This window comes from Acinetobacter bohemicus ANC 3994, from assembly GCF_000367925.1.
GTDB classification, from domain to species: Bacteria; Pseudomonadota; Gammaproteobacteria; order Pseudomonadales; family Moraxellaceae; genus Acinetobacter; species Acinetobacter bohemicus.
Window position 1 is genome coordinate 104750 of record NZ_KB849168.1, and the last position, 26615, is coordinate 131364.

Here is a 26615-nt window from a genome sequence, read left to right on the forward strand (position 1 = left end):
GGTCTGAACATCAGAAACAATGGAAGAAAATAAAATATAAATAACTAAATAAAACACGGGGCATTGAAAATTTTCAAATACCCCGTGTTCAAAAAATACGGATTTCGCCTAGTTTAACATAAGCTAGAACAAAATTAACGATTCTGCCAAACGCTTAACGCACCCTTTCGAGTGGAAACATACAGCTGATTATCAATTACACGTAATGAACGCACTTCACCACTGGTTTTTGAACGACCAATCAGTTGTCCAGAAGTCGGATCGATTAAGTGTAATACACCATCTAAATCACCCACTACAAGGTCTTGTCCAAGTACAACAGGATTACTTAATTGACGATTCAGCAAACTGTCGTTTTGCCATAATTGTTCACCCGTTGTCAGTGCATAAGCTGTGATTTTGCCATCGGCTTGAGCAACATAAACGGTGTTATTAAACACTTCTGGACGTAAAATACTGCTCGCATCTTCACTCCACACCACTTGCTGTGAAGCTAAGTCAGTCACAGTGACTTGTCCTTGAAAACTGGTCGTCACCAGAAGTTGTCCTGCAACCACTGGATCACCATCAATATCATTCAGACGTTGAATATCTGAACGACCTTCACTGACGGCAACGCGGCGCTGCATACGCGGAATGCCACTTAACACATCAAGCGCATAAACATAAGCATTGGATGAAGCAATCAAGACTGTACGCGAATCCAGTGCAACAGGTGATGCCATGCCACGCAAACTAAATTGTACATTCGGCAAGTTGTATGTCCAAACTTGCTGACCTGTCGCCAGATCATGAGCATAAACAGTACCGTCATTGGTGACACTAATCACGCGACCAGATTGAATCAATGAAGCCGACAATAGCGCACCTGACAACTGCGCTGTCCACTTTTGCTCACCTGTGGCTTGATCAAGTGCAAAGAGTTGACCTTTTTTGTTACCAACAACAACCGTCCCTTCACTTGCTTCTACACCAGAGCTTAAGCCCTGTTTAGAAACTTGTTTTTCCCATAGACGTTGTTTTCCTTGGTAAGCGCTCACTTCACCTTTAGGATCAAGGGCGAAAACCACCCCATTGTCCACATCTAAACGCAGACGTAATGGGTCTTCTTCACTGGTTGAAGAAACACTCTGAGAAAATACAGGAACAAGGCTTTTTGCTTGGGCGAGTTTTGGTAATGGATTGGGTTTAACCTTCTCCACTTTAATTTTATTTGTTGAACAGCCAACAAGTGCAAAGGTTAAAATTGTTAGCGCAAAAGGTATTTTATATTTTCTATCCATCATGACTCATCCACTTGTGTTTCTAAAATTGGGCGTTCAACTTCAGGATCATCAACTAAAACGCCGACACTTTCGAGTTTAATTTGTAAAATTTGACGTTCTTGTTGGCGTTCAACCAGTGCATCCCATGCACTTTGATAAGATTTTTTCGCATTTTCGATATCATTTTTAGCAACATACACATCACCACGTGCTTCATCGGCTGTCGCTTTAAAAGCAGGATCGGTCACCAAAGATAAAGTTTTAATGGCCTCATCATATTTGTTTTGAGCAAGCTGAGCATACGCCAAGCGCAATTTAACCACTTGAACCAAGCCAGTATCATTTAGCTTAGAATTTTCAACTTTTTTCAATGCGCGTTCTGCATGTGCATAATCCGCTTTGTCATAAGCCAATTTCGCCATGAGCAATTGCGTTTGAATAGCTTGTGCAGAATCGGGCGCGTCTTTGACAATTTTGTCCGCAGTTGCAGATAGTGCATTAAATACATTGGCATTGCCTTGTGCATTCTTCGCGTCATCCATCAACTGTTGAACTTTAGCTGTTTCCATTTGTGATTCAGCCAAATTTTTCTTCTGCCAATATTCCCAACCGAAAAAGGCAATCAACGCAATTAGAATCCCACTAATCATGGCAGAACCATATTTTTTAGTGAAAGATTTTAAGCTATCAAGTTGTTCATCATCACTCAATGCGTTCATGTGATTACCTTTTCCTTATGTTTTTTAAGCTTATTTTGAAGAAAATTTTTGAATGAAGAATGGTACAACATTTACCACAGCAACTTCAGTTTGCTCGGCAGTCGCCAATTCTTTCACGGTTAATTGCTGCGCTTCCCACTCACGCTCACCGACAATCACAGCAAAAATAGCACCGGACTGATCTGCTTTTTTCATTTGGCTCTTCATCGAACCTTGTGAACCCACTTTCAGACGAATATGACTATTTTCTGCTTCAAGTTGGTTACGAATTTGTTCTGCAAGAACCAATGCCTTACCTTGCAATGCAGCATCTGACAATAAGAACACTTCGCAATCACGTACTGATGTCTGGTCTTCAACTTGCTCAAGTAGAAGCAATAAACGCTCCATCCCCATGGCAAAACCAACAGCAGGTACAGATTGATCGGCCTTGCCTTTCAATTGACCCACCAGACCATCGTAACGACCGCCTGCACAGATGGTGCCTTGTGAACCTAAATGTGTCGTCGTCCATTCAAAAACTGTTTTGTTGTAGTAGTCGAGACCACGTACCAATTTTTGGTTAATCACAAACTCTACGCCTGCTTCAGTTAAATACTGCTGTAAGGTCGCAAAGTGATTCATGCTGTCTTCACCCATGAAGTCATGCAATTTTGGTGCATTTTCAAGGATTTGTTGTGTACGCGCGTCTTTAGAATCCAAAATACGCAGTGGATTGGTGGTTAAACGGCGCTGTGAATCTTCATCTAATTCAGCTTTATGCTGATTCAAGAATTCAACCAGTGCAGCACGGTATTCTGCGCGTTCGTCCGACTCACCCAAAGTATTCAGTTCAAGCTGAACTTTATCGGCAACACCCATGCGTTTCCACAAACGTGCGGTCATCAGAATCAATTCAGCATCTTGGTCAGGCGTAGCCACACCAAATGTTTCCACACCAAACTGATGAAACTGACGGTAACGTCCTTTTTGTGGTTTTTCATAACGGAACATTGGACCGATATACCACACACGCGGGGTCGCACCGCGAAGCAAATTATGCTCAAGCATGGCACGAACACAGCCCGCTGTTCCTTCTGGACGTAAAGTCAAAGACTCAGGTGGATTACCTTTGTCCAGAAACGTATACATTTCTTTTTCGACAATATCCGTCGCGTCACCAATTGAGCGTTTAAACAAATTGGTTTGTTCAACGATAGGCAAACGAATCTGCTGATAACCATACGCATCCATAAGTGATGCTAAATGTTGCTCAAGACGTCTCCACGCAGCAGTTTGCGTTGGCAGAACATCATTAAAACCTTTGATTGCGACAATTGAACTCATGAACTACTCAAAAACTTGTGCGAATAATTTCTTTAGATTTAGCTTCTTCAAGCTCTATTACACGTTGACGAACCATCGTTTCGATTTCATCAACCAACTGATTAGTATCAATTAAATGGCTTTTTTCACCATTACGATAGACCAGTGAACGCGGTGCAGCCCCCACAACGCCAATATCGGCTTCTTTGGCTTCGCCCGGGCCATTCACTTTACACCCAATCACAGATACGTCCATTGGGGTACGAATATCTTCTAAACGTTCTTCTAAAGCTTGCATCACAGCAATCACGTTAAATTCTTGACGTGAACAACTTGGACAAGCAATAAAGTTAATGCCATTGGAACGCAAGCTCAGCGATTTTAAAATATCAAAACCAATCTTGATTTCTTCTTCAGGGTCAGCAGCCAATGAAATACGCATCGTATCACCGATGCCTTCCATCAATAGACCACCTAATGCAATTGCAGATTTCACTGAACCAGTACGATAAATCCCTGCTTCGGTGACACCCAAATGCAACGGATTATCAATCTGTTGAGACAACAGACGGTAGGCATCCATGGTTAAAAACACATTTGATGCTTTAACCGAGACTTTAAATTCTTGGTAATTCAAACGATCTAAAATATCAATATGACGCATTGCCGACTCAAGCAATGCTTGACCCGTTGGCTCACCATATTTTTTCTGAATATCTTTTTCCAGTGAACCCGCATTAACACCAATACGCATGGAAATATCATGATATTTTGCTGCTGCAACCACTTCACGAATTTTTGCTTCAGAACCAATATTACCCGGATTAATACGTAAACAATCCGCACCTGCATCCGCGACGGCTAAAGCAATTTTATAGTCAAAATGAATATCCGCAACCAAAGGAACCGTCACTTGCTTACGAATTTCACCAAAAGCGGCCGCTGCTTCCATTGAAGGCACAGAAACACGCATGATGTCTGCACCAGCATCGGCACAACGTTGAATTTGCGCAACGGTTGCAGCCACATCACAAGTTTCAGTATTGGTCATACTTTGGATGCTAATCGGTGCATCGCCACCCACGTAGACTGAACCAACACGAATTTTACGCGTGGGACGACGTTTAATTGGATTTTGAATCATAAATATCGCTCTTCTCTTGACCCATTAACGTGACAAACGGAAGTCTGCTTTGCCATTCACTGTATAAGGTGACAAGGCAATTTTTTCATTATTCAAGGTTAAGGTTACAGCCGATGCATCATCAAGGCGAATTTGGAACGGTGTTTCACCATTCAATTTCACTGTCGCAGATTGACGACCTGTTGCGAGCACTTTACCAGTCGAATCGACAATATGAACAGAGGTTGGTTGACTAAACTCTAGCTCCAATTGATCACCAGATACAGCTGCCGAATTATCTAAATTCAATACTTCTACATCTGATTCGGCTGGAGCAACATCACGACTATCACTTTTGCTGGCTGACCAATTTTGTATGGCCATCGTTGCAACAGCCAAAATCACCAAAATCACGCCAGCAATCACCAAGCGCTTTAACCACTTTTTATTACGATCACTATTAGAACCTGAGAGTTTACCCATAATTTTAATTGGTGAATTGTTTAAAGCGTGGTTGGGCAACAAGCCTGTATCATTTTGATAAATCTCATCAAAACGCTGAATAATACTGCTTGCATCTGCCTTTAAATATTTTGCATAGGTGCGATAGTAACCTTTAATAAAGGTTGCTTCAGGTAAAGCCTTATAGTCATCTTGCTCTAAAGCTGTCAAAGTTTTCAACGGGATATTCAAATCTTTGGCAGCGTCATTTAATTCACGCTTTTGTGCAATTCGAATTTGACGTAAGTACTCACCTGGACGCTGAATATTTCCTAATGCATTGGGTACTACGCTTGAACCATTCGATTGCTGTGAATTAGGATTTACTTCCATACGGCCTCAGTACTGTACTTTAATTGCAGATAACGTTGGTATTCTGGACTTTCTGGGAACAGTGCTCGCAATTGATTCACAAGCTCCTGCATTCCCATCGTGTCGCTATTTGCGCGTGCAATCCGGATACCAATCCAAAGCGCACGCGCACCTTGATTTTTCTGACCGACTGCGCGCACGAATTGTTCATACAATTGTGTCGCAGCAGCGGTCTGTTGTTTCAAATAAAAAATTTCTGACAACTCTAACATTGAAATAGAGGAATCACGATTCACTTGCAGGGCTTGTTTGAATGATTTTTCAGCATTCGCAACATCGCCTAATTTTAAGTAAATTCGCCCTACATTTTCCAAAGCTTTATAACGCTGATCATAGCCCAGTGTAGTCCCTGCCACATTAAGCTGCTCAATGGCATCATTATAACGCTCAACTTGATACAAATAAGTACCATAGTTGTTACGGGCTTGTGCATTTTGAGGATCAGCAGAAATTGCACGCTTAAAATAGGCTTCTGCTTTATCCATACTGGTTTTACTGCCCTCTTGTTGCAGTAAAATTCCCATCATCATATTGGCTGCTGAATCACGAGAGTCGATATCCAGTGCTTGATCTAAAGCACGTTTTGCCGAATCCAACTCCCCAGATTTAATATATTCGGCTGCCAATTGAGTACGAACTTTAACAGCCTTTTCAGGGTCTTTCTTACCCATTGTTGTTGTCGGTGTTTGACAAGCAGTCATAAAAATAGCAGACAAAGCTATTGCTGTCATAAATGCTAATTTATATGTGGGCTTTCTCAATTGGCATCCCCCTTTATTATCCTTGCGAGCGCATAATCTCATTCTGCTGCGCTACTTTTTTCTTCCACTGTTCCGCACGACGTGTACGATCGGCCACTTGACCCACTAACTGTCCACATGCAGCATCAATGTCATCACCGCGTGTCTGACGAATCGTACACACAAAACCAGCATCAGACAAAGTTTTTTGGAAAGAAATAATACGGTTACGACTTGAGCGACCATACGGGGCATGCGGGAATGGATTAAATGGAATTAAATTAATTTTACTCGGCAAGTTCTTTAACAACTTAATCATTTGCTGTGCATGTTCAGGATGATCATTCACGCCATCCAACATGACATATTCAATGGTCACGTGTTTACGTGAACTTTCATTACCGTCTTTGGCAATATAACGCTGACACGCAGCAATCAATTGCTCTAACGGATATTTTTTATTAATAGGTACCAATTCGTTACGCAATTCATCATTTGGCGCATGCAATGAAATTGCCAAAGCAACATCAATATCTTTGACCAACTGATCAATTTTTGGCACTACACCTGAAGTTGACAAAGTCACACGGCGTTTAGACATACCATAAGCAAAGTCGTCGAGCATAATGCGCATGGAGCTGAGGACTGCGTCATAATTGAGTAGAGGCTCACCCATACCCATCATCACCACATTGGTCACTGAACGCTCACGGTCAGCAACAGGCACATCTTCCATATAGGAATAGTTTGCTACCCATAATTGGCCAATAATTTCATCAGGGGTTAAATCACGCTGAAAACCTTGTTTACCGGTCGAACAGAATGAACAATCCAATGCACAACCAACTTGTGAAGAAATACATAACGTCCGACGTAAACCACTACGATGTTCTGCAGGAATCAGAACGGTTTCAACCAATGAGCCGTCGCCTTCTCCAACACGAAACACCCACTTACGCGTACCATCTTTAGAATAATTTTTATGCACGACTTCTGGTGCTTTAATTTCACAAAGTTTTTCGAGTTTTTCACGTAACTTGCCTGAGATATTGGTCATCTCAGCAAAATCAGTCACAAAAAATTGATGAATCCACTTCATCACCTGACCCGCACGGAATTTTTTTTCACCGATATCTTCGAAGAATTTTTCCAATTGCAGACGTGACATGCCAAGTAAGTTCACTTTCGTAACAGTATTTTGCTGCGTCGGAGCGGATGGAGATTGTGGCTGTTCAGCAGAAATTGCTGCTGTAGCGACTACTTCAGTACTCATGTGTAATTACCTAAACCATGTCTAAAGATGAAAGGAGAAGCTCAATATGTGAGCAAAGCTTTATTCAGAGAATAAAAAAACCAGATAAGTATAATAACACTTATCTGGTTTGAATACTTCGAATTAACGAGTACGTGGGCAGATCTCAGTTTGAGCGAAGAAGTAGTTAACTTCACGATCAGCAGATGCAACTGAGTCAGAACCATGCGCAGCATTTTCGTCGATGCTTACAGCGAAGTCTGCACGGATTGTACCTGGAGCAGCTTCTTTAGGGTTTGTTGCGCCAAGGATTTCACGGTGTGCAAGAATAGCGTTTTCGCCTTCAAGAACAGAAACTACAACAGGACCAGAAGTCATGAATGCAACTAGGTCAGCAAAGAAACCACGTTCTTTATGCTCAGCATAGAAGCCTTCAGCTTCAGCTTGAGTCAAATGTTTCATTTTAGTTGCAACAATTTTAAGACCCGCTTTTTCAAAACGAGCAAAAATTTCGCCAACATTGTTTTTAGCAACAGCATCAGGTTTTACGATAGATAAAGCGCGTTCAATAGCCATGATTGGCTCCTTAGGTCAATTTGACGTTAAAATTTTGCGCATTATACCGAATAATGGGCAATTTTCTGCTTTTGATATGTAAAAAAAATGCTTTTTTCAACATGCAGAAAAGCTGGGGATTAGTTTGCTTCGTCAATCCATGCCATTTGAATCCCTTCCAACAGGCCTTCTGTCGATTTGGTCGGGTCATCACTAAAATCTGGCAATGCACACACCCATGCATGTAAGTCGGTAAAGCGAATCCATTGTGGATCTACATCCGGATGTGCTTCCGAAAGTTCAATGGCAAGATCAATGGTGTCAGTCCAACGTAAACCCATAGGTATTCCTTAGCGCTAAAATGAATACTGCTACTTTAACAAATTCCTAAAATCGAAAAAGAGTTTTTCGGTTTTAAAACGCACATTTTTATAAGATGATATTTAAAAAGGGTGCAGCGCAAATAATTCCACTGGCAATGACCACACCAATCAATGCACCCACCAAGACATCACTTGGATAATGCAAACCGAGCACCATCCGTGATATGGCAACTAAAATGGTAAAAGGTAACATTAGAATCAGCAACATCGGCTGTATATAGCCCAACACCGTACTTGCCATGACAGCATGTAAAGTATGACCCGATGGAAAACTAAAGTGATCCAGTGGTTGTTCTTGTAATCGAATCACTTGATGCACTTGATAAGGTCGAGGACGTGTGGTTTTTTGTTTTAAAATTTTATAAATCAGCGTTCCGATAGAACCGCTCATGATGAGATAAAACAGCTGTACCAGATAAAATAACCCTTCCAACATCCAAAGACCAGCCAACATCGTCAACCAAAATAAACCATCACCCAAACGGCTAATGATTTTAAAAAAATAAGCGACCGTTTGTGAGTGTGAAAAATGATTTAAATATACGCAACCTTTTAAATCCAGATCCAGCACCGTTATTTTTACTTTTTTTAAATTCATCATGATTCTCCTTTAAGCGTCGGCTTAAAATTTAGGATGTCATTTGTATCTCCTTCACCACCCCATACAATGCTTCCTCAAACTGATGTACCGGATATTGCCAACCAATATGCTGTACCGTTTTTCGGGCTAAAAGCCCCATAGATTTCAACTGCTGATTATTAGGTAAGGCATAGATTGACTGAATCAAACTACTCACATCACTTAAGGGACTTAACCACCCTGTTTCAGCATGCTTAACATGTAAATGCGCACTCGCATAATCATAAGCAATAATAGGTAAACCGCTTGCCATCGCCTCAAGTACCACATTGCCAAAGGTTTCAACCTGACTGGCAAAAACAAAAACATTGGCACTTGCATACGCTTGCGCCAAATTCAAACCGGTTAAAACTCCTGTAAAAATAACATCACTCCCTTGGCATAGCGTTTCTAAACGACCACGATCCGGCCCATCACCCACAATAACCAATTTTATATCCTGTTTCGCTCTTTGCTTCATTGCCAGATAAGCATTCACCACAACATCAATTTCCTTTTCAGGCGATAACCTGCCCACATAAAGCATGACCGTGGTTTCTAAAGTGGCCTTCCATTGTTGACGCAACACATTCGAGTAATGTTCTGAAGAAAAACATGCAATATCCACACCACGTCCCACAACCACCAACGGGCAAGACACACCAAACTGTCTTAAAATATATTCTGTCTCTTTACTTGGAATACAGGTCATTTGTGTATTGTTATGAAACCAACGTAAATAATGCTGAATCGGCTTCACCAGAAAGGCCAAATCAAAGAACCGACTAAACTCTTGAAAAGGCGAATGGAAGCCACTTGAAATAGGAATTCCTTTGGCTTTTGCCGCCTGTAAAACACTTAAACCTAAGGGTCCTTCTGTCACAATATGCACCACATTCGGTGCAAAAGCGTCCAATGCATTGGAGACCTTTAAAAATTGCGGCCAACCAAATTGCAAAGATGGATATTTAGGAATCGATTGGGCTTTGACTAAACATTCTTTATTGGGCAAAAATTCCTGACAAGACTGCTTTTGTTCAGGGCGAATCAATAAGATTTTATGACCTTGTTTTTGCAGTCCTTTACAGAGTTGTAACAAAGAGAGTGCGACACCATTAATTTCTGGCGACCATGTTTCTGTGACGATGGCTATTTTTAGCCGTGGTCGAACCAAGTCTTGTAAAACTTGTATCTCCTCACGTGCATGATCTTGCTTACTTTTCTTAAAATAAAATTGAAAACTTTCAGGAAAATCTTGTTGTTTGAGCAGGCTGGTCGCATACAAATTTGTCATACAACACCTATATCGTTATTTTAAAATGAGTTTAGATGTTGTTTCTTTCAGTTTGATGATTTTTAGATGACACTTTATTGACATGTCTGATGGCTTCAACATTCAAGACAAATCCAAACACACTGATTCACACCTGCATTTCTAAGGCTTTTTGTTCTTCTCAGCCTGAACGGGTTCATAAACACCAAACAAAAATCTGGCTTTACCAGATGCTTAGAAAAAAGTCCTGTTTTTTTAATTCCAAGCTATTTAAAGCTAGACACTCTATATATTTTCTTATCTGCTTCAAGTACAAGTGTTTTCACATTTTTATCTATACCAGTCAACTAAACATTAACTTAAATCATAAAAGTATTTTTAATAAAAAATGAATTATCACGCTTACTTGTAGTACCTCAAATCAATCTACGACAGATTAATCTTTATCGCGTTATGCCTAAACGCTAGATCTAGACTAGACCAGAGTGACTATTCAATCCGATTTAACAAGCCATTTTCGACTTGATATAACTGCCCATTTCCAAAATCAATTTGCTGCTTTTCTCCGTGCAAATCAGGAAACCCTACGATCTTTTCAAGTTGAGGAGAACGTTGAAATTTTTGTGTTTTTGGATTGTACATCCAATAAATATAACGTTTATCCTTAATCGATCGGCCTTGTGAAATATCGGACAATACAATGTCATAATACCCATCAAAATTAATATCCATATAACCAATACTTTTTGGAAATGCAGTAAATCCTGTCAAACTTTGTGCAACCGTATTGTTATTTTTATTCACGACATCGAGCTGTTTAAGTACCGTGCTATAGGATTCATTCAGGTTGTCTAGACCATAAAATTTAAAAATAAAATTGGGTTTATTTGAAATTTTGATTACAGGCTCAAACTGAATGGACTGCTCAAAACTATGATCAGATTTTGAAAGCAGCGCCTTAAGATCACCGGTATTGGAATCAAGTAGCCCTGTAAATTGATATTGCCCATTTTCAAGATTAGCTGAGTCAACAGACTTCAATATCAACTGATCGCCTTTTTGTAGTCCTTTTAAATTAATCTCCTGCTGATAAACAAAGTCGTATAAAGTCGCATGTGGATTCCAAATGCCCGCATATAAACTGAGAAAATAGCGATCCTCTTTCGAATGCAACATGCGTTGCATAGAAACACGAACATTACTGAATGGCTTTAATTCCGTCGCATTCACTATTTCAGCACGACTTAAGTTGGAAAAAATCAGAGTAGCGATACAAAGCAACAATTTCGTTTTCATGATTCAATACACTCAACAAAGCAAACTGTTATGCGTAATGTAGCACAAAAAAACCGCCCCAATCAGCGGTCTTTTTTTAATCAATACACAATAAAAAACTTAGTTTTTCTCTTTATCTACGATTTTTTTTGCTTGAGTCCAAGGTATGAGCGAATTCAAAGCACTGCTTTGAATGAAGCGCAAGGAAAAAAAGCACAACTTTGAAGGAGGAAAAGCACAACTTTGTATAAAAAAAAGCCCCTGTTATAAAACAAGGGCTTTTTAACTTAGAAATTAGAACTTAGTTCTTTTCTTTGTCTACGATTTTATTCGCTTGAATCCAAGGCATCATCGCACGTAACTTGTTACCTGTTACTTCAATACCATGTGCAGCATTTTGACGACGACGTGCAGTCATTGATGGGTAGTTCAACGCACCTTCGTTAATGAACATTTTCGCATATTCACCCGATTGGATACGTTTCAATGCATTACGCATTGCTTCACGAGACTGTTCATTGATTACTTCAGTACCCGTTACATATTCGCCATATTCAGCATTGTTCGATACTGAATAGTTCATGTCCGCAATACCGCCTTCAAACATCAAATCAACGATCAATTTAAGTTCGTGCAAGCATTCGAAATACGCCATTTCTGGAGCATAACCCGCTTCAACAAGCGTTTCATAACCCATTTTAACCAATTCAACCGCACCACCACAAAGAACTGCTTGCTCACCAAAAAGGTCAGTTTCAGTTTCTTCACGGAATGAAGTTTCGATGATACCCGTACGACCACCACCTACGCCCGAAGCGTAAGAAAGCGCAAGATTACGTGCATTACCAGAAGCATCTTGATGAATTGCGATTAAGTCAGGTACACCTGAACCACGTTGGTATTCAGAACGTACTGTGTGACCTGGTGCTTTTGGCGCAACCATGATTACGTCTAAATCAGCACGTGGTACAACTTGGTTATAAAGAATAGAGAAACCATGAGCAAATGCTAAAGTTGCACCTTGCTTGATGTTTGGTTCAATCACGTCACGATAAAGCTGTGATTGGAACTCATCTGGAGTCAAGATCATTACCACGTCAGCTTGAGCAACAGCAGCAGGAACTTCAGATACTTTAAGACCTGAATTTTCAGCTTTTTTCCAAGAAGTAGAACCAGCGCGTAAACCTACAGTTACGTCAACGCCAGAGTCTTTCAGGTTAAGCGCATGGGCATGACCTTGTGAACCGTAACCAATGATTGCTACTTTTTTACCTTGGATGATCGATAAGTCACAGTCTTTATCATAAAAAATTTGCATTGCTGTCTCCGCTTAAATGCTTTTGTTTCCTTTTATCCAAGCCAATGATGTTATTGGTATTCATTGACTTGGAACCTCACCTAATAAGATGAGTAGAATGTGTGAATAAAATTAAAATCTGTTAGATCGTTAAAACTTTTTCGCCACGTGCGATACCTGAAACACCTGAACGCACCACTTCAAGAATAGTATTTTCTGCAAGCGCATCAATAAAACCATCGAGCTTTTCAGTTGTACCGGCAATTTGAATGGTATAGGTCGTTGGTGTGACATCGACAATTTGCGCACGGAAAATATCGGCCGTACGTTTAATCTCTGCACGTGCCGCGCCAAGTGATTTTACTTTAATCAACATGAGTTCACGTTCAATGTGCGCGCCTTCAGACAAATCAACCACTTTCACCACTTCAACCAATTTATTCAGTTGCTTGGTGATTTGCTCAATTTTATGGTCATCACCATACGTGGTGAGAGTCAAACGCGACATGGTTGGATCTTCAGTCGGTGCAACATTTAAAGTCTCAATGTTATAACCACGTTGAGAAAATAAACCGACTAAACGAGAAAGCGCACCAGCTTCGTTTTCAACGAGTACCGATATAATATGTCTCATGACGTACGCTCTCCTTTTCCTAACCACATATCCTGCATAGATTGACCCGCGATCAACATCGGGTAAACATGTTCAGTACGATCAACCATGACATTAATGAACACGCATTTATCATTAATCGCCATCGCTTCAGCAAGCTTAGATTCCAACTCATCGGCATGGTCAATTTGAATACCCACGTGACCGTACGCTTCCATGAGTTTGGCAAAATCAGGCAGTGAATCAACATAAGAGCTGGAATGACGACCTTCGTAATTCATATCCTGCCATTGTTTCACCATGCCCAAAGCTTGGTTATTCAAGCACAGAATTTTCACATTTAAGCCATACTGCTTACAGGTTGATAATTCTTGAATACACATCTGAATCGATGCTTCACCTGTAATACATACTACTTGCTGCTCTGGGAAGGCAAGTTTTGCCGCCATTGCATACGGCAAGCCCACACCCATGGTGCCTAGGCCACCAGAGTTAATCCATTGACGTGGACGTTTGTATTTATAGTAGTTCGCGCCGAACATTTGATGCTGACCAACATCTGAAGTAATGATCGCTTCACCGTTCGTCACTTTATACATTGCTTCAACCACTTGTTGTGGCTTCATTACACCATTCGTACCCGCGTCATAACGTAAGCCATGAACTTTGCGCCATTCATTGATTTGAGACCACCAAGCCGCAATCGCTTCAGGATTTGGTTTAGAAACATTCATTTGTTTCAATTGAACCAACATCTCTTGCAGTACAGGTTCTACTGCACCCACGATTGGAATATGCGCCATAATGGTTTTTGAAATCGTCGCTGGGTCGATATCAATATGAATTACTTTTGCATTTGGACAGAATTTTGCAGGATTGTTGGTGACACGGTCATCGAAACGCGCACCGATACACAAAATAACGTCTGCATTATGCATGGTCATATTGGCTTCATAGGTACCATGCATGCCCAACATACCAACAAACTGTTCATCATCACCCGGGAAACCACCTAAGCCCATCAGGGTGTTGGTTACTGGGTAATTTAGAAGATGAGCAAGCTCAGTCAATAATTCAGCTGCATTGCCTTGAACAACACCACCACCGGTATAAATGATTGGGCGTTCAGAACCAATTAATTCTTCAATGGCTTTACGAATTTGACCTGAGTGACCACGATGAGGTGGCTGGTAAGAACGCATCTTCACTTTTTCAGGATATTCGTAAGCGAATTTATCGACAGGATTGGTTGCATCTTTAGGAATATCAACCACCACAGGACCTGGACGACCTGAAGAGGCAATATAAAATGCTTTTTTAATAATAGCAGGAATTTCGCTTGCATGACGCACTTGGAAACTGTGTTTCACAATCGGACGAGAAACACCCACCATGTCTGTTTCTTGGAATGCATCTTCGCCAATTAAATGTGTTGCAACCTGACCAGACAAAATCACCATTGGGATTGAGTCCATATATGCCGTTGCAATTGGCGTTACAGTATTGGTTGCGCCTGGGCCTGATGTGACGAGAACAACACCAGTTTTACCTGTTACACGTGAATAAGCATCTGCCATATGACCAGCAGCTTGCTCATGACGTACAAGGTAATGGTTGATTTTGTCTTGTTGAAAGAGCGCATCATAAATATGTAATACTGCGCCGCCTGGGTATCCAAAAACATGCTCAACGCCTTCGTCCGCCAATGCGCGAACAAGCATTTCACCACCAGATAAAAGTTCCAACGTGATTCACCCTAATCTTTTTTCACTAACAAATGGAGGGCATTTGTAGTGGTTAATTCATTAACTGTCTGCATTGTTATAGCACACAAATTTCATAGTTTTCATAGCAATAGGAAAAAAATCTGACCTGACTGCTGTTTGAGCAATATGGGGTCTAAAACATGTTGGGGTAAACATATTTTGTTGGCTTTGTTCAGCTTCTCGGCTAGAGAAGAAGTCCATTGCTAAAATGACGCTGATTCGAAGGGTGATCAAATAAACGCATATAAAACTACAGTCCGCATTTTTGTGGTTTCGCCTATTAAAGTCAAGTTTAAAAATTGGCTTTTTTCTGTTTATTTACAGACCGTTTATTTTTTAAGCTAAGCTCTCACTTTCAGGTTTGATTTTTCATTTGCAATTTTATTTGAAAAACCAGCAACCCCATCACCCCTCAAGCCCCATTAATAAAAAAATATTATAAATTAAATAAATAAATTTAATGTTTTATTGGTTTTCAGCTATATGCATATGATGGAAAGTTAAATAACACCGCCTGTTACTCAAAAGATGGCTATTGTTTTCATTTAAGAATATGAATAAGCAGATCAAAAATGAATTAAAACTTAACGATTTATGCTTTAAAAATGAGCGTTCACTGAGTGTTGATTTATGCCTAATGCAATCATTAATTAGATTGCTCCGTTTATCTTTTTTTCTGTAAATTAATAAAAAGCATATAAAATATAGAACTGAAATTTTGATTAAATTTCATACTCAGCCTTCACTCATTATTACAACAAGGACTTCTTTCCCATGTCATCAGCTTTTATCAAATTTGGATTCATGGCGATATGCTTGAGCTTCAGCCTAAGTTCGACCAGCAGCTTCGCGAAAGAATATTACAAATGGGTGGATGCAAAAGGTTCGACCCATTACACCGCAACCCCACCACCCAAATCTGCACAAAAAAAAGGGAAAATAGCGACATACGGTTCAAATAACCACACACAACAGGCTAAAAATTCTGCGACAGAAACAGCTGAAGGAAATCATGCCTCAAAAGAAGCGCAAAATCATGTCAATGTTGGACTGGCTGCGGCAAATGCGGCTGAAGCTGTGGTACGAGAGATAGCCAATCCAAGTAAGGCACCCGCTGCGAAAGAGTAATCAATTTCGGGGTTCAACAATGGAATAATTTTTGCTGTTTAAAAACTTCAATATTTTCTGCTTTATGTCAGGCGCAAAATTCACTTTTTAGTGCATTTTGCGCTATGCTGTGTAACAAACTTTTTAACCATTGTTCTTAATATACGTATATGACTATTTCTCACATTGACCCTGAATATCAAGCGAGCGCGATTGAATCCACTGTCCAACAAGACTGGGAAACTCGCAAAGCCTTTAAAGTTGCCGACACTGTAGAAGGTAAACATCGTTATATCCTCTCGATGTTCCCTTATCCAAGTGGCAAGCTGCATATGGGTCATGTGCGTAACTATACCATTGGCGACGTGATTAGCCGTTTCCACCGTCTCAAAGGTGAAACTGTCCTGCAACCGATGGGTTGGGATGCTTTTGGTCTGCCTGCGGAAAATGCAGCGATTGCACACCAAGTTGCCCCTGCAAAATGGACCTTTGAAAACATCGCTTATATGCGTGACCAGTTAAAAAAATTGGGTCTGTCAGTCGATTGGGATCGTGAATTTGCGACCTGTACGCCAGAATATTATCACTGGGAACAATGGTTATTTGTACAGCTATATAAGAAAGGGCTGATTTATCGCAAACTTTCAACGGTAAATTGGGATCCTGTCGATCAGACTGTGCTTGCCAATGAACAAGTTGAAAATGGTCGTGGTTGGCGTTCGGGTGCATTGGTTGAAAAACGTGATATTCCAATGTATTACTTCCGTATTACCGATTATGCACAAGAATTATTAGACGATTTAGATTCGCTTAAAGATGGTTGGCCGCAACAAGTCTTGACCATGCAACGCAACTGGATTGGTCGTTCACAAGGCATGGAAATCACCTTTCCATCTGCGAACCCTGAAATCTATGCTGATGATTTAACGGTTTATACCACACGTGGTGACACCTTGATGGGCGTGACGTATGTTGCGGTGGCCGCTGAACATCCAATGGCGCTTAAAGCGGCTGAAACAAATCCCGAATTGGCTGCATTTATTGAAGAATGCCGTATGGGTTCAGTAGCTGAAGCGGATCTTGCCACTGCCGAGAAAAAAGGCATGGCTACTGGTTTGTCTGTGAAACACCCTGTAACGGGTGAAGCAGTTCCAGTGTGGATTGCGAACTATGTATTGATGTCATACGGTTCAGGTGCGGTGATGGCAGTTCCAGCACACGACGAACGTGATTTCGAATTTGCCAACAAATATGGTTTAACCCTCCAGCAAGTGATCGATGCCAAAGGTGCAGACGATGCTGAATTTTCTGCAACTGAGTGGCAAGAATGGTATGGCTCGAAAGAAGGTAAACTGGTTAATTCTGGCGAATTTGATGGTTTAGATTTCCAAGCTGCATTTGATGCGTTTATTGCAAAATTAGAACCACAACAACTGGCAAATACTAAAGTTCAGTTCCGTCTACGTGACTGGGGTGTTTCGCGTCAGCGTTATTGGGGTTGTCCGATTCCAATGATCAACTGTGAAACTTGTGGTCAAGTACCTGTACCTGAAGAACAACTTCCAGTAATTTTACCAACTGACGTGGTGCCAGATGGTTCAGGTAATCCACTCAATAAAATGCCTGAATTTTATGAAACCCAATGTCCATGTTGTGGTGCAGATGCACGCCGTGAAACCGATACTTTGGATACGTTCGTAGAGTCATCTTGGTATTATGCTCGTTATGCATCTCCAGATTTCACCGGTGGTTTAGTTAAACCTGAAGCTGCAAAATCATGGCTACCAGTCAACCAATATATTGGTGGTGTGGAACATGCAATCCTACATTTATTGTATGCCCGTTTCTTCCATAAATTGATGCGTGATGAAGGCGTCGTTGAAGGCAATGAACCTTTCGCTAACTTGCTGACTCAAGGTATGGTTTTAGCTGATACCTTCTACCGTGAAGCCGAATCAGGTAAGAAAACGTGGTTTAATCCTGCGGATATTGAATTAGAAAAAGACGAAAAAGGTCGTGTTCTTTCTGCTAAATATACAGGTGACGGCCAAGACGTTGTGGTTGGCGGTCAAGAAAAAATGTCGAAATCGAAAAATAACGGCATCGACCCGCAATCGATTATTGATCAATACGGCGCAGATACTGCACGTGTATTTATGATGTTTGCGGCCCCACCCGATCAATCGCTTGAATGGTCTGATGCCGGTGTGGAAGGTGCAAACCGTTTCTTAAAACGTGTATGGCGTTTAACCACAGGTTTCTTGGAAAAAGACAACCATGCCGCTGCAATTGATGCTGCGAATTTGTCATCAGCGGCACAAGATTTACGTCGTAAAACCCACGAAACCATTCAAAAAGTGGGTGATGACATTGAACGTCGTCATGCTTTCAATACGGCCATTGCCGCGCAAATGGAATTATTGAATGCCTGCAATAAATTTGAAGCCAACGATGATAATGACGTTGCGGTTGAACGTGATGCCATTATTAGCTTGCTCACTTTGCTTGCACCATTTGCACCACATTTAAGTCAGACCTTATTGGCTCAGTTCGGTATTGAGTTAACTGAAACCCTATTCCCTGTTGTGGATGAGTCTGCGCTAACCCGCAACACGCAAACCATTGTGGTACAGGTCAATGGTAAACTTCGTGGCAAGCTGGAAGTGTCTGTTGATCTCTCTAAAGAAGATATTTTGGCTCAAGCCAAAGCATTGCCTGAAGTACAACAATTCTTAACCGGTCCAACCAAGAAAGAAATTGTGGTGCCAAATAAATTAGTCAATTTGGTGGTTTAATTCAATCTCCCCTAACCCCTCTTTATTAAAGAGGGGAACTCCTCCCTTTTCAAAGGGAGGTCGGGAGGGATTTCTAAACAAAAGCCAAACAAAGCCCGTTGTCAATCAACGGGCTTTGACTTTACAATCAACTCAGAAATTCATTTACCCATCTTTGGGATAAAACAGAGGAAAAAGCATGCACTTAGTTCAACGTGTTGCAGCGGTTGTATTAACTTTGGGTCTAAGTGCCAGCTTAGTCGGTTGTGGTTTTCATTTAAAAGGCATGAACCCAACGACTGCTCCTGCCGCGTACTCTAAAATGAGTTTAGCACTGCCAAATAACACAGAAGAATTACACGAAAAACTGGCGATTTACTTAGGTGCAACCGGTGTTCAGCTAAGTAATAATCCGGATGCCTATGTGTTACGCGTACTGGAGTACACACCACAACGTCATGAGCTGAACGGTAAATTGGTAGAAACCTTACTGCGTTTAACCGTGACTTTCCGTATTGAAGATGCACAAGGCCATCCCGTGACGGAGCCTCGGACCATTACCGCTTCACGTAGCTATCAATATAATGTAGCGACCGTGAACACCGACGACCAAGAACAAAAGTTTTTAAACCAAGTAATCGTGGATGATGTGGCACAGCAAATTGTGCGTCAGATTTCATCTAATCGTTTACCCAAAATTGTGACCAAACCGACCCTTCCAGCAACACAACCTTAAATATAGATTTGCAGTTATGAAACTTGACTATCCACAAGCACTGAAACGTGTTGATGAAGCTCGCGGCGCTTGGATTATGTATGGTCAAGAGCCATTACTGGAACAAAATTTACTGGATGCTTTTCGTCAAAGTTGGCACAAACAAGAAATTGAACGGCAACGCTACGACATTAGCAATGTCAGTGACTGGAAAACTGTCTTTAATGCTTTAAATAGCTTATCGCTCTTTTCCAATCAATTGGCGATTGAAGTGCATGGCAACATCAAGCCAGATGCCAGTAGTCTCAAACTGTTGAAACACTACATTCAACACAATGAGCAAAACCTGTTGCTGGTGGTGATGCCTAAACAAGACAGCAGCAGTTTAAAATCCAGTTTTTTCCAAGTGGTCGATGCCAATGGCGTCACTGTGCCTCTGACGGCCAACTATCCGCAAGATCGACAACGGATTTTAGGCATTGAGGCAGAAAAGCTCGGGATTAAACTGGCCAACGATGCTTGGCAATGGCTTGAACAGCACCATGAGCACAACCTACTGGCGGCAAAAAACAGTCTCATGCGGGTCAGTGATACTTTTGCCGATGTGGATATCATTCAGATTGATCATTTGTACTCATGTTTACAGGATCAATCTCGCTATACCACCTACGACTTAAATGATGCACTTCTTGCTGGAAATTTAGCGCAAGCAGTTAAAATTTTTCAATATTTGGTTGCCTCAGGGGAACCCATGAGTCTGATTTTATGGAGCATTAGCAAAGAAATGCGCTTACTGATGCAATTGTTTGAGCAACCACAAAATGCCTTACAACTGGGCATTTGGAAAAATAAAGTCAGTCAATATCAACAAGCCCTTAGGCGGCTGAACCCGAACTGTTTTCTGACTTGGCCTGCCCTATTGTTACGTATAGATGCCACGATTAAAGGGATGTCCAAAGAAAACCCTGAACATCTAGTCTTACAAGCCATTAGCAGCATGTGTGGTAAAACGTTATTTTTATCATCGACGACTTAGTTGAAAAAACGTGAAAACCAACTTTTACCTTTTTTCTGTTCTTGTGCACGTAAATAATGCAGCATATTATCACGCACCGCATCGACATAATCTTGATCATCATGTTGAATATGATTAATCAACCACTTTGACAGTAATCGATACAACTCATTTTCAATAGATTCCCCCTGATCAAATTTATGTCGATAATCATTTAGTCTTTTAACAAATAATTCATGTATACCTCTATGGGAAGGTAAATACTGATAACTCACTTGTTCAAGTAAGTTTTCTTCGAAGCTAAAATGTGACTGGGTATAATCAATTAAATCATCTAAAACTTCTTTAATTTTATCGCGCTGCCCACTTATTCTAATGTGTTCTAATGCATTAATATAATCTAAAATTTGGCGATGTTGATTATCAATGACATCGATTCCAATATTATAACGTTCATTCCATTCCATCTCTCACCCCTCACAATTTTCCATATTAAAGTAATGATTTTTCGTACAATTATGATGCTTAATGTTTTTTATCATCAATCCCATAATTATTTTATGGTTTTAATCTTACAAGTTTTTTTTATTTAAATCTATAGATAAAACATAGATTTTTAAGACACTTATAGAAAATGACCAACCCAATTATTCACATTACAAAATCAGAAACCAGATGCTCGATATAGAATGATTCAACAACCCGATACGATTTGGGCAATATAAATTCATTGCACTTTCTACAGTTTAAGCTGTTTTTCAAAGGTGCCTGCTCAGCATAAGGCTTTTGAGAACATTGACGATACAAACAATATTTTTAATGATTGATTTAAAAAATATGCGCGAGGTTTTATTAAGATCATTCAAAAAAGTATTTTTAATCTCGAATTTAAACTTGCTTTAGGTCACAGGCTATTTTTATAAAATCACGCTTTGCTATATCAGTCTCGCTCTCCCAATAATCATGTCAAAGTATAATGCAGAAGCTGACCTATTCGATCTTTAACAATTTTTTGAAAGCCTCCTAATAGAAAACAATTCTCATTTGTTTTTAAAAAGTTCACGTTTTATCCTTATTTAACTTTTATACTCTATTCAATTTTTTGAATTCTTACGATCATTATGCCAAAAATAAAACCATCCAAAATAATCGTTGCTGTGGTCTGTCTTCTTGCGATTGCCGTGACCACATGGTTTTTCTTAAAGCCCAAAGAACAACCACCACAATACATTAGCAGTGAAGTCAGCCGCGGCGATATTGAAGATTCTGTGCTTGCCACAGGTGTACTTGAAGCGACCAAAATGGTCAGCGTTGGTGCACAGGTTTCAGGTCAGGTGAAAAAAATGTATGTCAAATTAGGTGACCCAGTCAAACAAGGTCAACTGATTGCCCAAATTGATTCGATTCGTCAGGAAAATGATTTAAAAACGGCTGAAGCCAGTATTAAAAACCAACAAGCACAATTGGCAGTCAAACAAGCCAATCTAGCGAAAGTTCAATCTGAATATCAGCGTCAACAAGCCATGTATGCACAAGATGCAACCTCTCGTGCAGAGTTAGAATCCGCATTGGCAAGCTATAAAACAGCACAAGCGGATATTTTGGCAATTAATGCACAAATTGAACAATCTCGCTTAACGCTTGCAACAGCCAAAGAAGATTTGGGCTATACCCAAATTGTTGCGCCTATGAACGGAACAATTGTTGCGATTGTGACTGAGGAAGGTCAAACCGTAAATGCCAACCAAAGTGCGCCAACAATTGTTAAATTAGCAAAACTTGACACCATGACCGTTAAGGCTGAAATTTCCGAAGCCGATGTGATGAAAGTTGAACAAGGTCAAATCGTTTATTTCACCACTTTGGGCAATAGCGATAAAAAACATTATGCAAAATTACGCCAAGTCGAACCTGCACCTGACTCAATTAATACCGAAAGCAGCAATACGTCATCGTCTAGCACTGCGGTTTATTACAATGCATTATTTGATGTACCCAATGAAGATGGCAAATTACGTATTGATATGACAGCACAAGTTTATATCATCCTCAGTGAAGCCAAAAACGTATTAACCATCCCTGCTGCTGCAATACAAAGCTCAAACCGCCCTCAAGGTAAACGTAGCGATACAGCAAAAGATCAAACAGCAAAAAATTCAACTGATCAAGCTCAGACGGATCGTCCGAAACGTCTAGCGCTTTCTGCGGAAGAAAAATCCCTCATCGAACAAGGTAAAGCATCTTTATCTATGGTTCGCGTGGTTCAAGCTGATGGAACAGCAAAACCACAAGCGGTATTGGTGGGCTTAAATAATCGCGTCACCGCCCAAATCATCAAAGGCTTAAAACAAGGTGATCAAGTGGTGATTGCCGATGCTTCAGATACCTCAAATGATGCGGCAAAACGTAGTAACCGCGCAGGCGCTGGTCCAATGAGAATGTAATCATGAGTCAAAATCAACCACCTTTGCTCAAGGTCACAGATCTGACGCGTGAATTCCCTGCTGGGGAAAGTACCATTCAGATTTTAAAGGGCATCAATTTAGAGATTTACGCTGGAGAACTGGTCGCCATTGTTGGGCAATCCGGTTCGGGTAAATCAACACTGATGAACATTCTCGGATGTTTAGATCAACCTACATCGGGCAGTTATCAGGTCAAAGGACGTGAAACACGCAAATTAGAAGCCGATGAACTCGCACAACTACGTCGTGAATATTTTGGTTTTATTTTTCAGCGTTACCACTTACTGGGAGATTTGACTGCCGCGGGCAACGTCGAAGTTCCAGCTATTTATGCAGGGGTCGATGCTTCTGCACGGCAACAACGCTCGACCCAGCTGCTCTCTGACTTAGGTTTAGCTGAAAAAACTCAAAACCGCCCAAGTCAGCTTTCAGGTGGTCAACAACAACGTGTTTCGATTGCTCGGGCATTAATGAACGGCGGCGATGTGATCTTAGCCGATGAACCGACTGGTGCATTGGACAAAAACAGTGGCATTGAAGTGATACGTATTTTACGTGAACTCAATGCCCAAGGTCATACCATCATCCTTGTTACCCATGACATGAACGTGGCGAAAAATGCCTCACGTATTATTGAAATTAGTGACGGTAATATTATTTCCGATCGCGTCAATATCCCTGAGTCGGATGGTGAAGTACTTGAGCAACAGCAACTCGATCGTACGCCACAAAAGAAAACGCCTTCTTGGCGTTCAGCGGCAGATCGATTGGCTGAAGCATTCCGCATGGCATTATTGGCCATGAATGCCCACCGTATGCGTACCTTCCTGACCATGCTTGGGATTATTATTGGTATTGCATCGGTCGTTTCAGTGGTGGCACTTGGAAATGGCTCACAAAAGCAGATTTTAGAAAATATTAGTAGCTTAGGCACTAATACTATTACCGTATTCCAAGGTCGTGGCTTTGGCGATAACTCCAAAACAGCCCAAGTTAAAACCTTGGTTCCTGCCGATGGCGAAGCTTTAGCTGAACAGCCTTATGTCGATGGTGTCAGTCCTTCCGTCACCAGTAGCGTTACTGCCCGATTTAAAGATACTGAGGCATCAGCCACCGTGAATGGGGTGAGTGAAGACTTTTTCTATGTCAAAGGTATGACCTTTCAATCTGGGCAAGCTTTTGACAAAGAAGGCGTGACTGAACGTGCGCAAGATGTGGTGATTGATAACAATACCCAAAAAACTTTCTTTAGCGATGGGACGAACCCTGTCGGTCAAGTCATCCTTTTGGGCAGTGTGCCAAGTCGTATTATTGGCGTGATTGAAGCGCAAAAATCGATGATGGGAAATTCCGACAGCCTAAATGTGTACTTACCCTACTCAACCGTGATGAGCCGTATGCTGGGACAGTCGAATGTCCGTAGCATCATTGTCCGTGTTAAGGATGAATACCCAAGTGCTGCCGCAGAAAATGCCATCCTAAACCTACTGGTGCAACGTCATGGCGCGCAAGATGTATTTACCCAGAACTCGGACAGTATTCGGGAAACCATTCAGCAAACCACACAAACTATGACCCTGCTCGTCTCTGCAATTGCGGTGATTTCACTGATTGTCGGGGGAATTGGCGTGATGAATATTATGTTAGTTTCGGTGACTGAGCGAACTCAAGAAATTGGCGTGCGTATGGCGGTTGGGGCACGGCAAAGTGACATCTTGCAACAGTTCCTGATTGAAGCGGTATTGGTGTGTATTTTAGGCGGCATCTTAGGTGTACTTTTATCTTTAGGCATTGGACAACTGATTAGTCACTTTGCTGGAGACACCTTCCAAATGGCCTATTCAACCACCTCTATTATTGCAGCCTTTGTTTGTTCAAGCATGATTGGGATTATCTTTGGTTTTATCCCTGCCCGTAATGCAGCACAGTTAAATCCTGTGGATGCACTTTCTCGCGAATAAGGATACTCAGAAATGCAGATGAATTTTAGCAAACTTGCTACAGCCCTGATGTTGAGTAGCTCACTGTTCGGTTGCGCTGCGGTGGTGAAAACACCGTATCAACAACCGAGTGTAAACATGCCAAATCATTTTCAAAACAGCAAAGCCGTGAGCCAACAAGTGCATGCTAATATCTATGCAGATCAATGGTGGACTTTGTTTGGCGATCCCCAGCTCAATCAATTGGTCAATCAAGTTCTCAGCAGTAATACTGATTTAGCCGTTGCAGGGATTAATTTACAGCAAGCACGCTTACAAGCAGGCTTAGCGCAAAACAAACAAGGCCCACGTGTCAACTCAAGTATCTCTGCGGGACACAATATTGAACTAAATTCAGGTGATGATTCTTCGCGTGGCTTGTCACTGAGCGGTGGGGTCAGCTATGAATTGGACTTGTTTGGAAAACTGGCAAACCAAACCGAAGCAACACGTTGGGAAGCACTAGCCACTGAACAGGATTTGCAAAGTACCGCACAAAGCTTAATTGCGACCACTGCTAATTTATATTGGCAATTGGGTTATCTAAATGAGCGTTATCAAATTGCGCAGCAAAATCTAGCCAGTACACAGAAAACCTATGAACTGGTGCGGACCCAATATCGTGCAGGTGCCGTTTCAGGTTTAGACTTGACCTCTGCGGAACAAGCGGTGCAAAGCCAAAAAGCAACTTTAAGTCAAATTGAACAACAGCGCGTAGAAGCACGTAGCGCTCTGGCCGTTTTACTGCACATGCCCGTACAGCAACTCAATATTCAAGAACCTGCCCGCTTACCGCGTATTGGGCTGCCCAGCATTGCAGCAGGCTTACCTGCGGACTTGCTGGCACGTCGTCCAGATTTACAAGCTGCCGAATTACGGTTACGTAAAAGCTTAGCCACTAAAGATGCCACCAAAGCCAGTTACTACCCATCCATCAGCTTGACTGGCAATTTAGGTTCATCCAGTACATCGTTAAGCAATCTATTACAAAATCCAGCTTTAACTTTAGGTGCAAGTCTCAGCTTACCGTTTTTACAATATAACGATATGAAAAAAGATTTGGCAATCAGTAATTTGGACTATGAAAAATCGATTCTTCAATATCGTCAAACCTTGTATCAGGCATTTGCTGATGTTGAAAATGCGTTGTCGGCACGCACCGAACTTAATCAACAAGTGGCGCTGCAAGAACGTAATGTTCAACTTGCTGAAAAAACTGAGCGCTTAACTGAAGTGCGTTATCGTAACGGCGCAATAGCACTTAAAAATCTATTAGATGCGCAAGCCACCACGCGCAATGCCCAGTTGTCCTTGGTGCAAACCAAACAAAGCCAATACAATGCCTATGTCACCTTGATGCAGGCTTTAGGTGGTAGTCCAATCAAACAGTTGCCTTAAACTTAAAGCCCCAATAAAAAAAGTGCCCTTGGGCACAATCATTTGATCAGTTTAAATAACAAAAGCCCCAACTGGGGCTTTTGTTATTTAAACGATTTACTGAT

23 protein-coding genes are annotated in these 26615 nt (G+C 41.2%); 7 read left to right on the top strand and 16 right to left on the bottom strand.

Annotated features, from left to right (window positions below):
* Positions 1 to 134 precede the first annotated feature (134 nt).
* From bamB to F994_RS08300, 15 genes are all read right to left on the bottom strand, one after another.
* Positions 135 to 1283, bottom strand: coding sequence for an outer membrane protein assembly factor BamB (gene bamB / locus F994_RS08230; RefSeq protein ID WP_034696953.1), 1149 nt, complete (start codon positions 1281 to 1283; stop codon positions 135 to 137).
* On the bottom strand, positions 1283 to 1984 hold the full coding sequence (locus F994_RS08235; protein WP_004649833.1) for a YfgM family protein: 702 nt from the start codon (positions 1982 to 1984) through the stop codon (positions 1283 to 1285). The genes bamB and F994_RS08235 overlap by 1 nt, the downstream gene beginning before the upstream one ends.
* Before the next feature lie 30 nt (positions 1985 to 2014).
* Positions 2015 to 3310, bottom strand: coding sequence for a histidine--tRNA ligase (hisS, locus tag F994_RS08240; RefSeq protein ID WP_004649834.1), 1296 nt, complete (start codon positions 3308 to 3310; stop codon positions 2015 to 2017).
* Between the two features lie 7 nt (positions 3311 to 3317).
* Complete coding sequence (ispG, locus tag F994_RS08245; RefSeq protein ID WP_004649835.1) at positions 3318 to 4433, bottom strand: flavodoxin-dependent (E)-4-hydroxy-3-methylbut-2-enyl-diphosphate synthase; 1116 nt, start codon at positions 4431 to 4433, stop codon at positions 3318 to 3320.
* Between the two features lie 24 nt (positions 4434 to 4457).
* Positions 4458 to 5246, bottom strand: coding sequence for a helix-turn-helix domain-containing protein (locus F994_RS08250; protein WP_004649836.1), 789 nt, complete (start codon positions 5244 to 5246; stop codon positions 4458 to 4460).
* Positions 5237 to 6016 carry a type IV pilus biogenesis/stability protein PilW gene (gene pilW / locus F994_RS08255; protein ID WP_004649837.1) on the bottom strand — a complete coding sequence of 260 codons (780 nt, stop codon included), beginning with the start codon at positions 6014 to 6016 and terminating at the stop codon, positions 5237 to 5239. Before pilW ends, F994_RS08250 begins: the two co-directional genes overlap by 10 nt.
* A 46-nt stretch (positions 6017 to 6062) precedes the next feature.
* A complete protein-coding gene (rlmN, locus tag F994_RS08260; RefSeq protein WP_004649838.1) occupies positions 6063 to 7298 on the bottom strand; it encodes a dual-specificity RNA methyltransferase RlmN in 1236 nt (411 codons plus the stop codon).
* Positions 7299 to 7421: 123 nt separating this feature from the next.
* Positions 7422 to 7853, bottom strand: a complete 432-nt coding sequence (ndk, locus tag F994_RS08265; RefSeq protein WP_004649839.1) for a nucleoside-diphosphate kinase — start codon at positions 7851 to 7853, stop codon at positions 7422 to 7424.
* Positions 7854 to 7972: 119 nt separating this feature from the next.
* Entirely contained in the window at positions 7973 to 8173 is a 201-nt protein-coding gene (gene iscX / locus F994_RS08270) for a Fe-S cluster assembly protein IscX (protein WP_004649840.1), read from the bottom strand.
* 88 nt (positions 8174 to 8261) lie between these two features.
* Complete coding sequence (locus tag F994_RS08275; protein WP_004649842.1) at positions 8262 to 8813, bottom strand: phosphatase PAP2 family protein; 552 nt, start codon at positions 8811 to 8813, stop codon at positions 8262 to 8264.
* 31 nt (positions 8814 to 8844) lie between these two features.
* Positions 8845 to 10128, bottom strand: a complete 1284-nt coding sequence (locus F994_RS08280; protein WP_004649843.1) for a glycosyltransferase family 4 protein — start codon at positions 10126 to 10128, stop codon at positions 8845 to 8847.
* 468 nt (positions 10129 to 10596) lie between these two features.
* Positions 10597 to 11403 carry an XAC2610-related protein gene (locus tag F994_RS08285; protein WP_004649844.1) on the bottom strand — a complete coding sequence of 269 codons (807 nt, stop codon included), beginning with the start codon at positions 11401 to 11403 and terminating at the stop codon, positions 10597 to 10599.
* Positions 11404 to 11683: 280 nt separating this feature from the next.
* Positions 11684 to 12700, bottom strand: a complete 1017-nt coding sequence (ilvC, locus tag F994_RS08290) for a ketol-acid reductoisomerase (protein ID WP_004649845.1) — start codon at positions 12698 to 12700, stop codon at positions 11684 to 11686.
* Positions 12701 to 12821: 121 nt separating this feature from the next.
* Positions 12822 to 13313: an acetolactate synthase small subunit gene (gene ilvN / locus F994_RS08295; RefSeq protein WP_004649846.1), complete on the bottom strand. Its 492-nt coding sequence runs from the start codon at positions 13311 to 13313 to the stop codon at positions 12822 to 12824.
* The gene (locus F994_RS08300) at positions 13310 to 15037 is read right to left on the bottom strand and encodes an acetolactate synthase 3 large subunit (protein WP_004649847.1); all 1728 of its coding nucleotides are present in this window, start codon (positions 15035 to 15037) and stop codon (positions 13310 to 13312) included. Before F994_RS08300 ends, ilvN begins: the two co-directional genes overlap by 4 nt.
* 795 nt (positions 15038 to 15832) lie before the next feature.
* Here F994_RS08300 and F994_RS08305 point away from each other — a divergent pair.
* The 4 genes from F994_RS08305 to holA all read left to right on the top strand — a co-directional run bounded on the left by F994_RS08305 (position 15833) and on the right by holA (position 20690).
* Entirely contained in the window at positions 15833 to 16186 is a 354-nt protein-coding gene (locus F994_RS08305) for a DUF4124 domain-containing protein (RefSeq protein WP_004649849.1), read from the top strand.
* A 149-nt stretch (positions 16187 to 16335) separates the two neighbouring features.
* A complete protein-coding gene (leuS, locus tag F994_RS08310; protein ID WP_004649850.1) occupies positions 16336 to 18960 on the top strand; it encodes a leucine--tRNA ligase in 2625 nt (874 codons plus the stop codon).
* A 178-nt stretch (positions 18961 to 19138) separates the two neighbouring features.
* Positions 19139 to 19675: an LPS-assembly lipoprotein LptE gene (locus F994_RS08315; RefSeq protein ID WP_004649851.1), complete on the top strand. Its 537-nt coding sequence runs from the start codon at positions 19139 to 19141 to the stop codon at positions 19673 to 19675.
* A gap of 16 nt (positions 19676 to 19691) precedes the next feature.
* Positions 19692 to 20690, top strand: a complete 999-nt coding sequence (gene holA / locus F994_RS08320) for a DNA polymerase III subunit delta (RefSeq protein WP_004649852.1) — start codon at positions 19692 to 19694, stop codon at positions 20688 to 20690.
* On the opposite strand, the gene F994_RS08325 is transcribed toward holA, so the two are convergent.
* Positions 20687 to 21136 (bottom strand): bacteriohemerythrin, encoded by a 450-nt coding sequence (locus F994_RS08325; RefSeq protein WP_004649853.1) that lies wholly within the window; start codon positions 21134 to 21136, stop codon positions 20687 to 20689. The genes holA and F994_RS08325 overlap by 4 nt on opposite strands.
* A gap of 654 nt (positions 21137 to 21790) precedes the next feature.
* Here F994_RS08325 and F994_RS08330 point away from each other — a divergent pair.
* Genes F994_RS08330 through F994_RS08340 form a run of 3 tightly spaced genes read left to right on the top strand, consistent with a single transcriptional unit; the run spans position 21791 to position 26511 of the window.
* Positions 21791 to 23113: a MacA family efflux pump subunit gene (locus tag F994_RS08330; protein ID WP_004649854.1), complete on the top strand. Its 1323-nt coding sequence runs from the start codon at positions 21791 to 21793 to the stop codon at positions 23111 to 23113.
* 2 nt (positions 23114 to 23115) lie between these two features.
* The gene (locus F994_RS08335) at positions 23116 to 25095 is read left to right on the top strand and encodes a MacB family efflux pump subunit (protein ID WP_004649855.1); all 1980 of its coding nucleotides are present in this window, start codon (positions 23116 to 23118) and stop codon (positions 25093 to 25095) included.
* A 12-nt stretch (positions 25096 to 25107) separates the two neighbouring features.
* Positions 25108 to 26511 (top strand): efflux transporter outer membrane subunit, encoded by a 1404-nt coding sequence (locus tag F994_RS08340; RefSeq protein ID WP_004649857.1) that lies wholly within the window; start codon positions 25108 to 25110, stop codon positions 26509 to 26511.
* Positions 26512 to 26615: the final 104 nt, after the last annotated feature.

What these genes read in the sequence shown, in the direction of transcription:
- bamB (WP_034696953.1), bottom strand. Translation starts at nt 1,283, where the DNA reads ATGGATAGAAAATATAAAATACCTTTTGCGCTAACAATTTTAACCTTT.
- F994_RS08235 (WP_004649833.1), bottom strand. Translation starts at nt 1,984, where the DNA reads ATGAACGCATTGAGTGATGATGAACAACTTGATAGCTTAAAATCTTTC.
- hisS (WP_004649834.1), bottom strand. Translation starts at nt 3,310, where the DNA reads ATGAGTTCAATTGTCGCAATCAAAGGTTTTAATGATGTTCTGCCAACG.
- ispG (WP_004649835.1), bottom strand. Translation starts at nt 4,433, where the DNA reads ATGATTCAAAATCCAATTAAACGTCGTCCCACGCGTAAAATTCGTGTT.
- F994_RS08250 (WP_004649836.1), bottom strand. Translation starts at nt 5,246, where the DNA reads ATGGAAGTAAATCCTAATTCACAGCAATCGAATGGTTCAAGCGTAGTA.
- pilW (WP_004649837.1), bottom strand. Translation starts at nt 6,016, where the DNA reads ATGACAGCAATAGCTTTGTCTGCTATTTTTATGACTGCTTGTCAAACA.
- rlmN (WP_004649838.1), bottom strand. Translation starts at nt 7,298, where the DNA reads ATGAGTACTGAAGTAGTCGCTACAGCAGCAATTTCTGCTGAACAGCCA.
- ndk (WP_004649839.1), bottom strand. Translation starts at nt 7,853, where the DNA reads ATGGCTATTGAACGCGCTTTATCTATCGTAAAACCTGATGCTGTTGCT.
- iscX (WP_004649840.1), bottom strand. Translation starts at nt 8,173, where the DNA reads ATGGGTTTACGTTGGACTGACACCATTGATCTTGCCATTGAACTTTCG.
- F994_RS08275 (WP_004649842.1), bottom strand. Translation starts at nt 8,813, where the DNA reads ATGAATTTAAAAAAAGTAAAAATAACGGTGCTGGATCTGGATTTAAAA.
- F994_RS08280 (WP_004649843.1), bottom strand. Translation starts at nt 10,128, where the DNA reads ATGACAAATTTGTATGCGACCAGCCTGCTCAAACAACAAGATTTTCCT.
- F994_RS08285 (WP_004649844.1), bottom strand. Translation starts at nt 11,403, where the DNA reads ATGAAAACGAAATTGTTGCTTTGTATCGCTACTCTGATTTTTTCCAAC.
- ilvC (WP_004649845.1), bottom strand. Translation starts at nt 12,700, where the DNA reads ATGCAAATTTTTTATGATAAAGACTGTGACTTATCGATCATCCAAGGT.
- ilvN (WP_004649846.1), bottom strand. Translation starts at nt 13,313, where the DNA reads ATGAGACATATTATATCGGTACTCGTTGAAAACGAAGCTGGTGCGCTT.
- F994_RS08305 (WP_004649849.1), top strand. Translation starts at nt 15,833, where the DNA reads ATGTCATCAGCTTTTATCAAATTTGGATTCATGGCGATATGCTTGAGC.
- leuS (WP_004649850.1), top strand. Translation starts at nt 16,336, where the DNA reads ATGACTATTTCTCACATTGACCCTGAATATCAAGCGAGCGCGATTGAA.
- F994_RS08315 (WP_004649851.1), top strand. Translation starts at nt 19,139, where the DNA reads ATGCACTTAGTTCAACGTGTTGCAGCGGTTGTATTAACTTTGGGTCTA.
- holA (WP_004649852.1), top strand. Translation starts at nt 19,692, where the DNA reads ATGAAACTTGACTATCCACAAGCACTGAAACGTGTTGATGAAGCTCGC.
- F994_RS08325 (WP_004649853.1), bottom strand. Translation starts at nt 21,136, where the DNA reads ATGGAATGGAATGAACGTTATAATATTGGAATCGATGTCATTGATAAT.
- F994_RS08330 (WP_004649854.1), top strand. Translation starts at nt 21,791, where the DNA reads ATGCCAAAAATAAAACCATCCAAAATAATCGTTGCTGTGGTCTGTCTT.
- F994_RS08335 (WP_004649855.1), top strand. Translation starts at nt 23,116, where the DNA reads ATGAGTCAAAATCAACCACCTTTGCTCAAGGTCACAGATCTGACGCGT.
- F994_RS08340 (WP_004649857.1), top strand. Translation starts at nt 25,108, where the DNA reads ATGCAGATGAATTTTAGCAAACTTGCTACAGCCCTGATGTTGAGTAGC.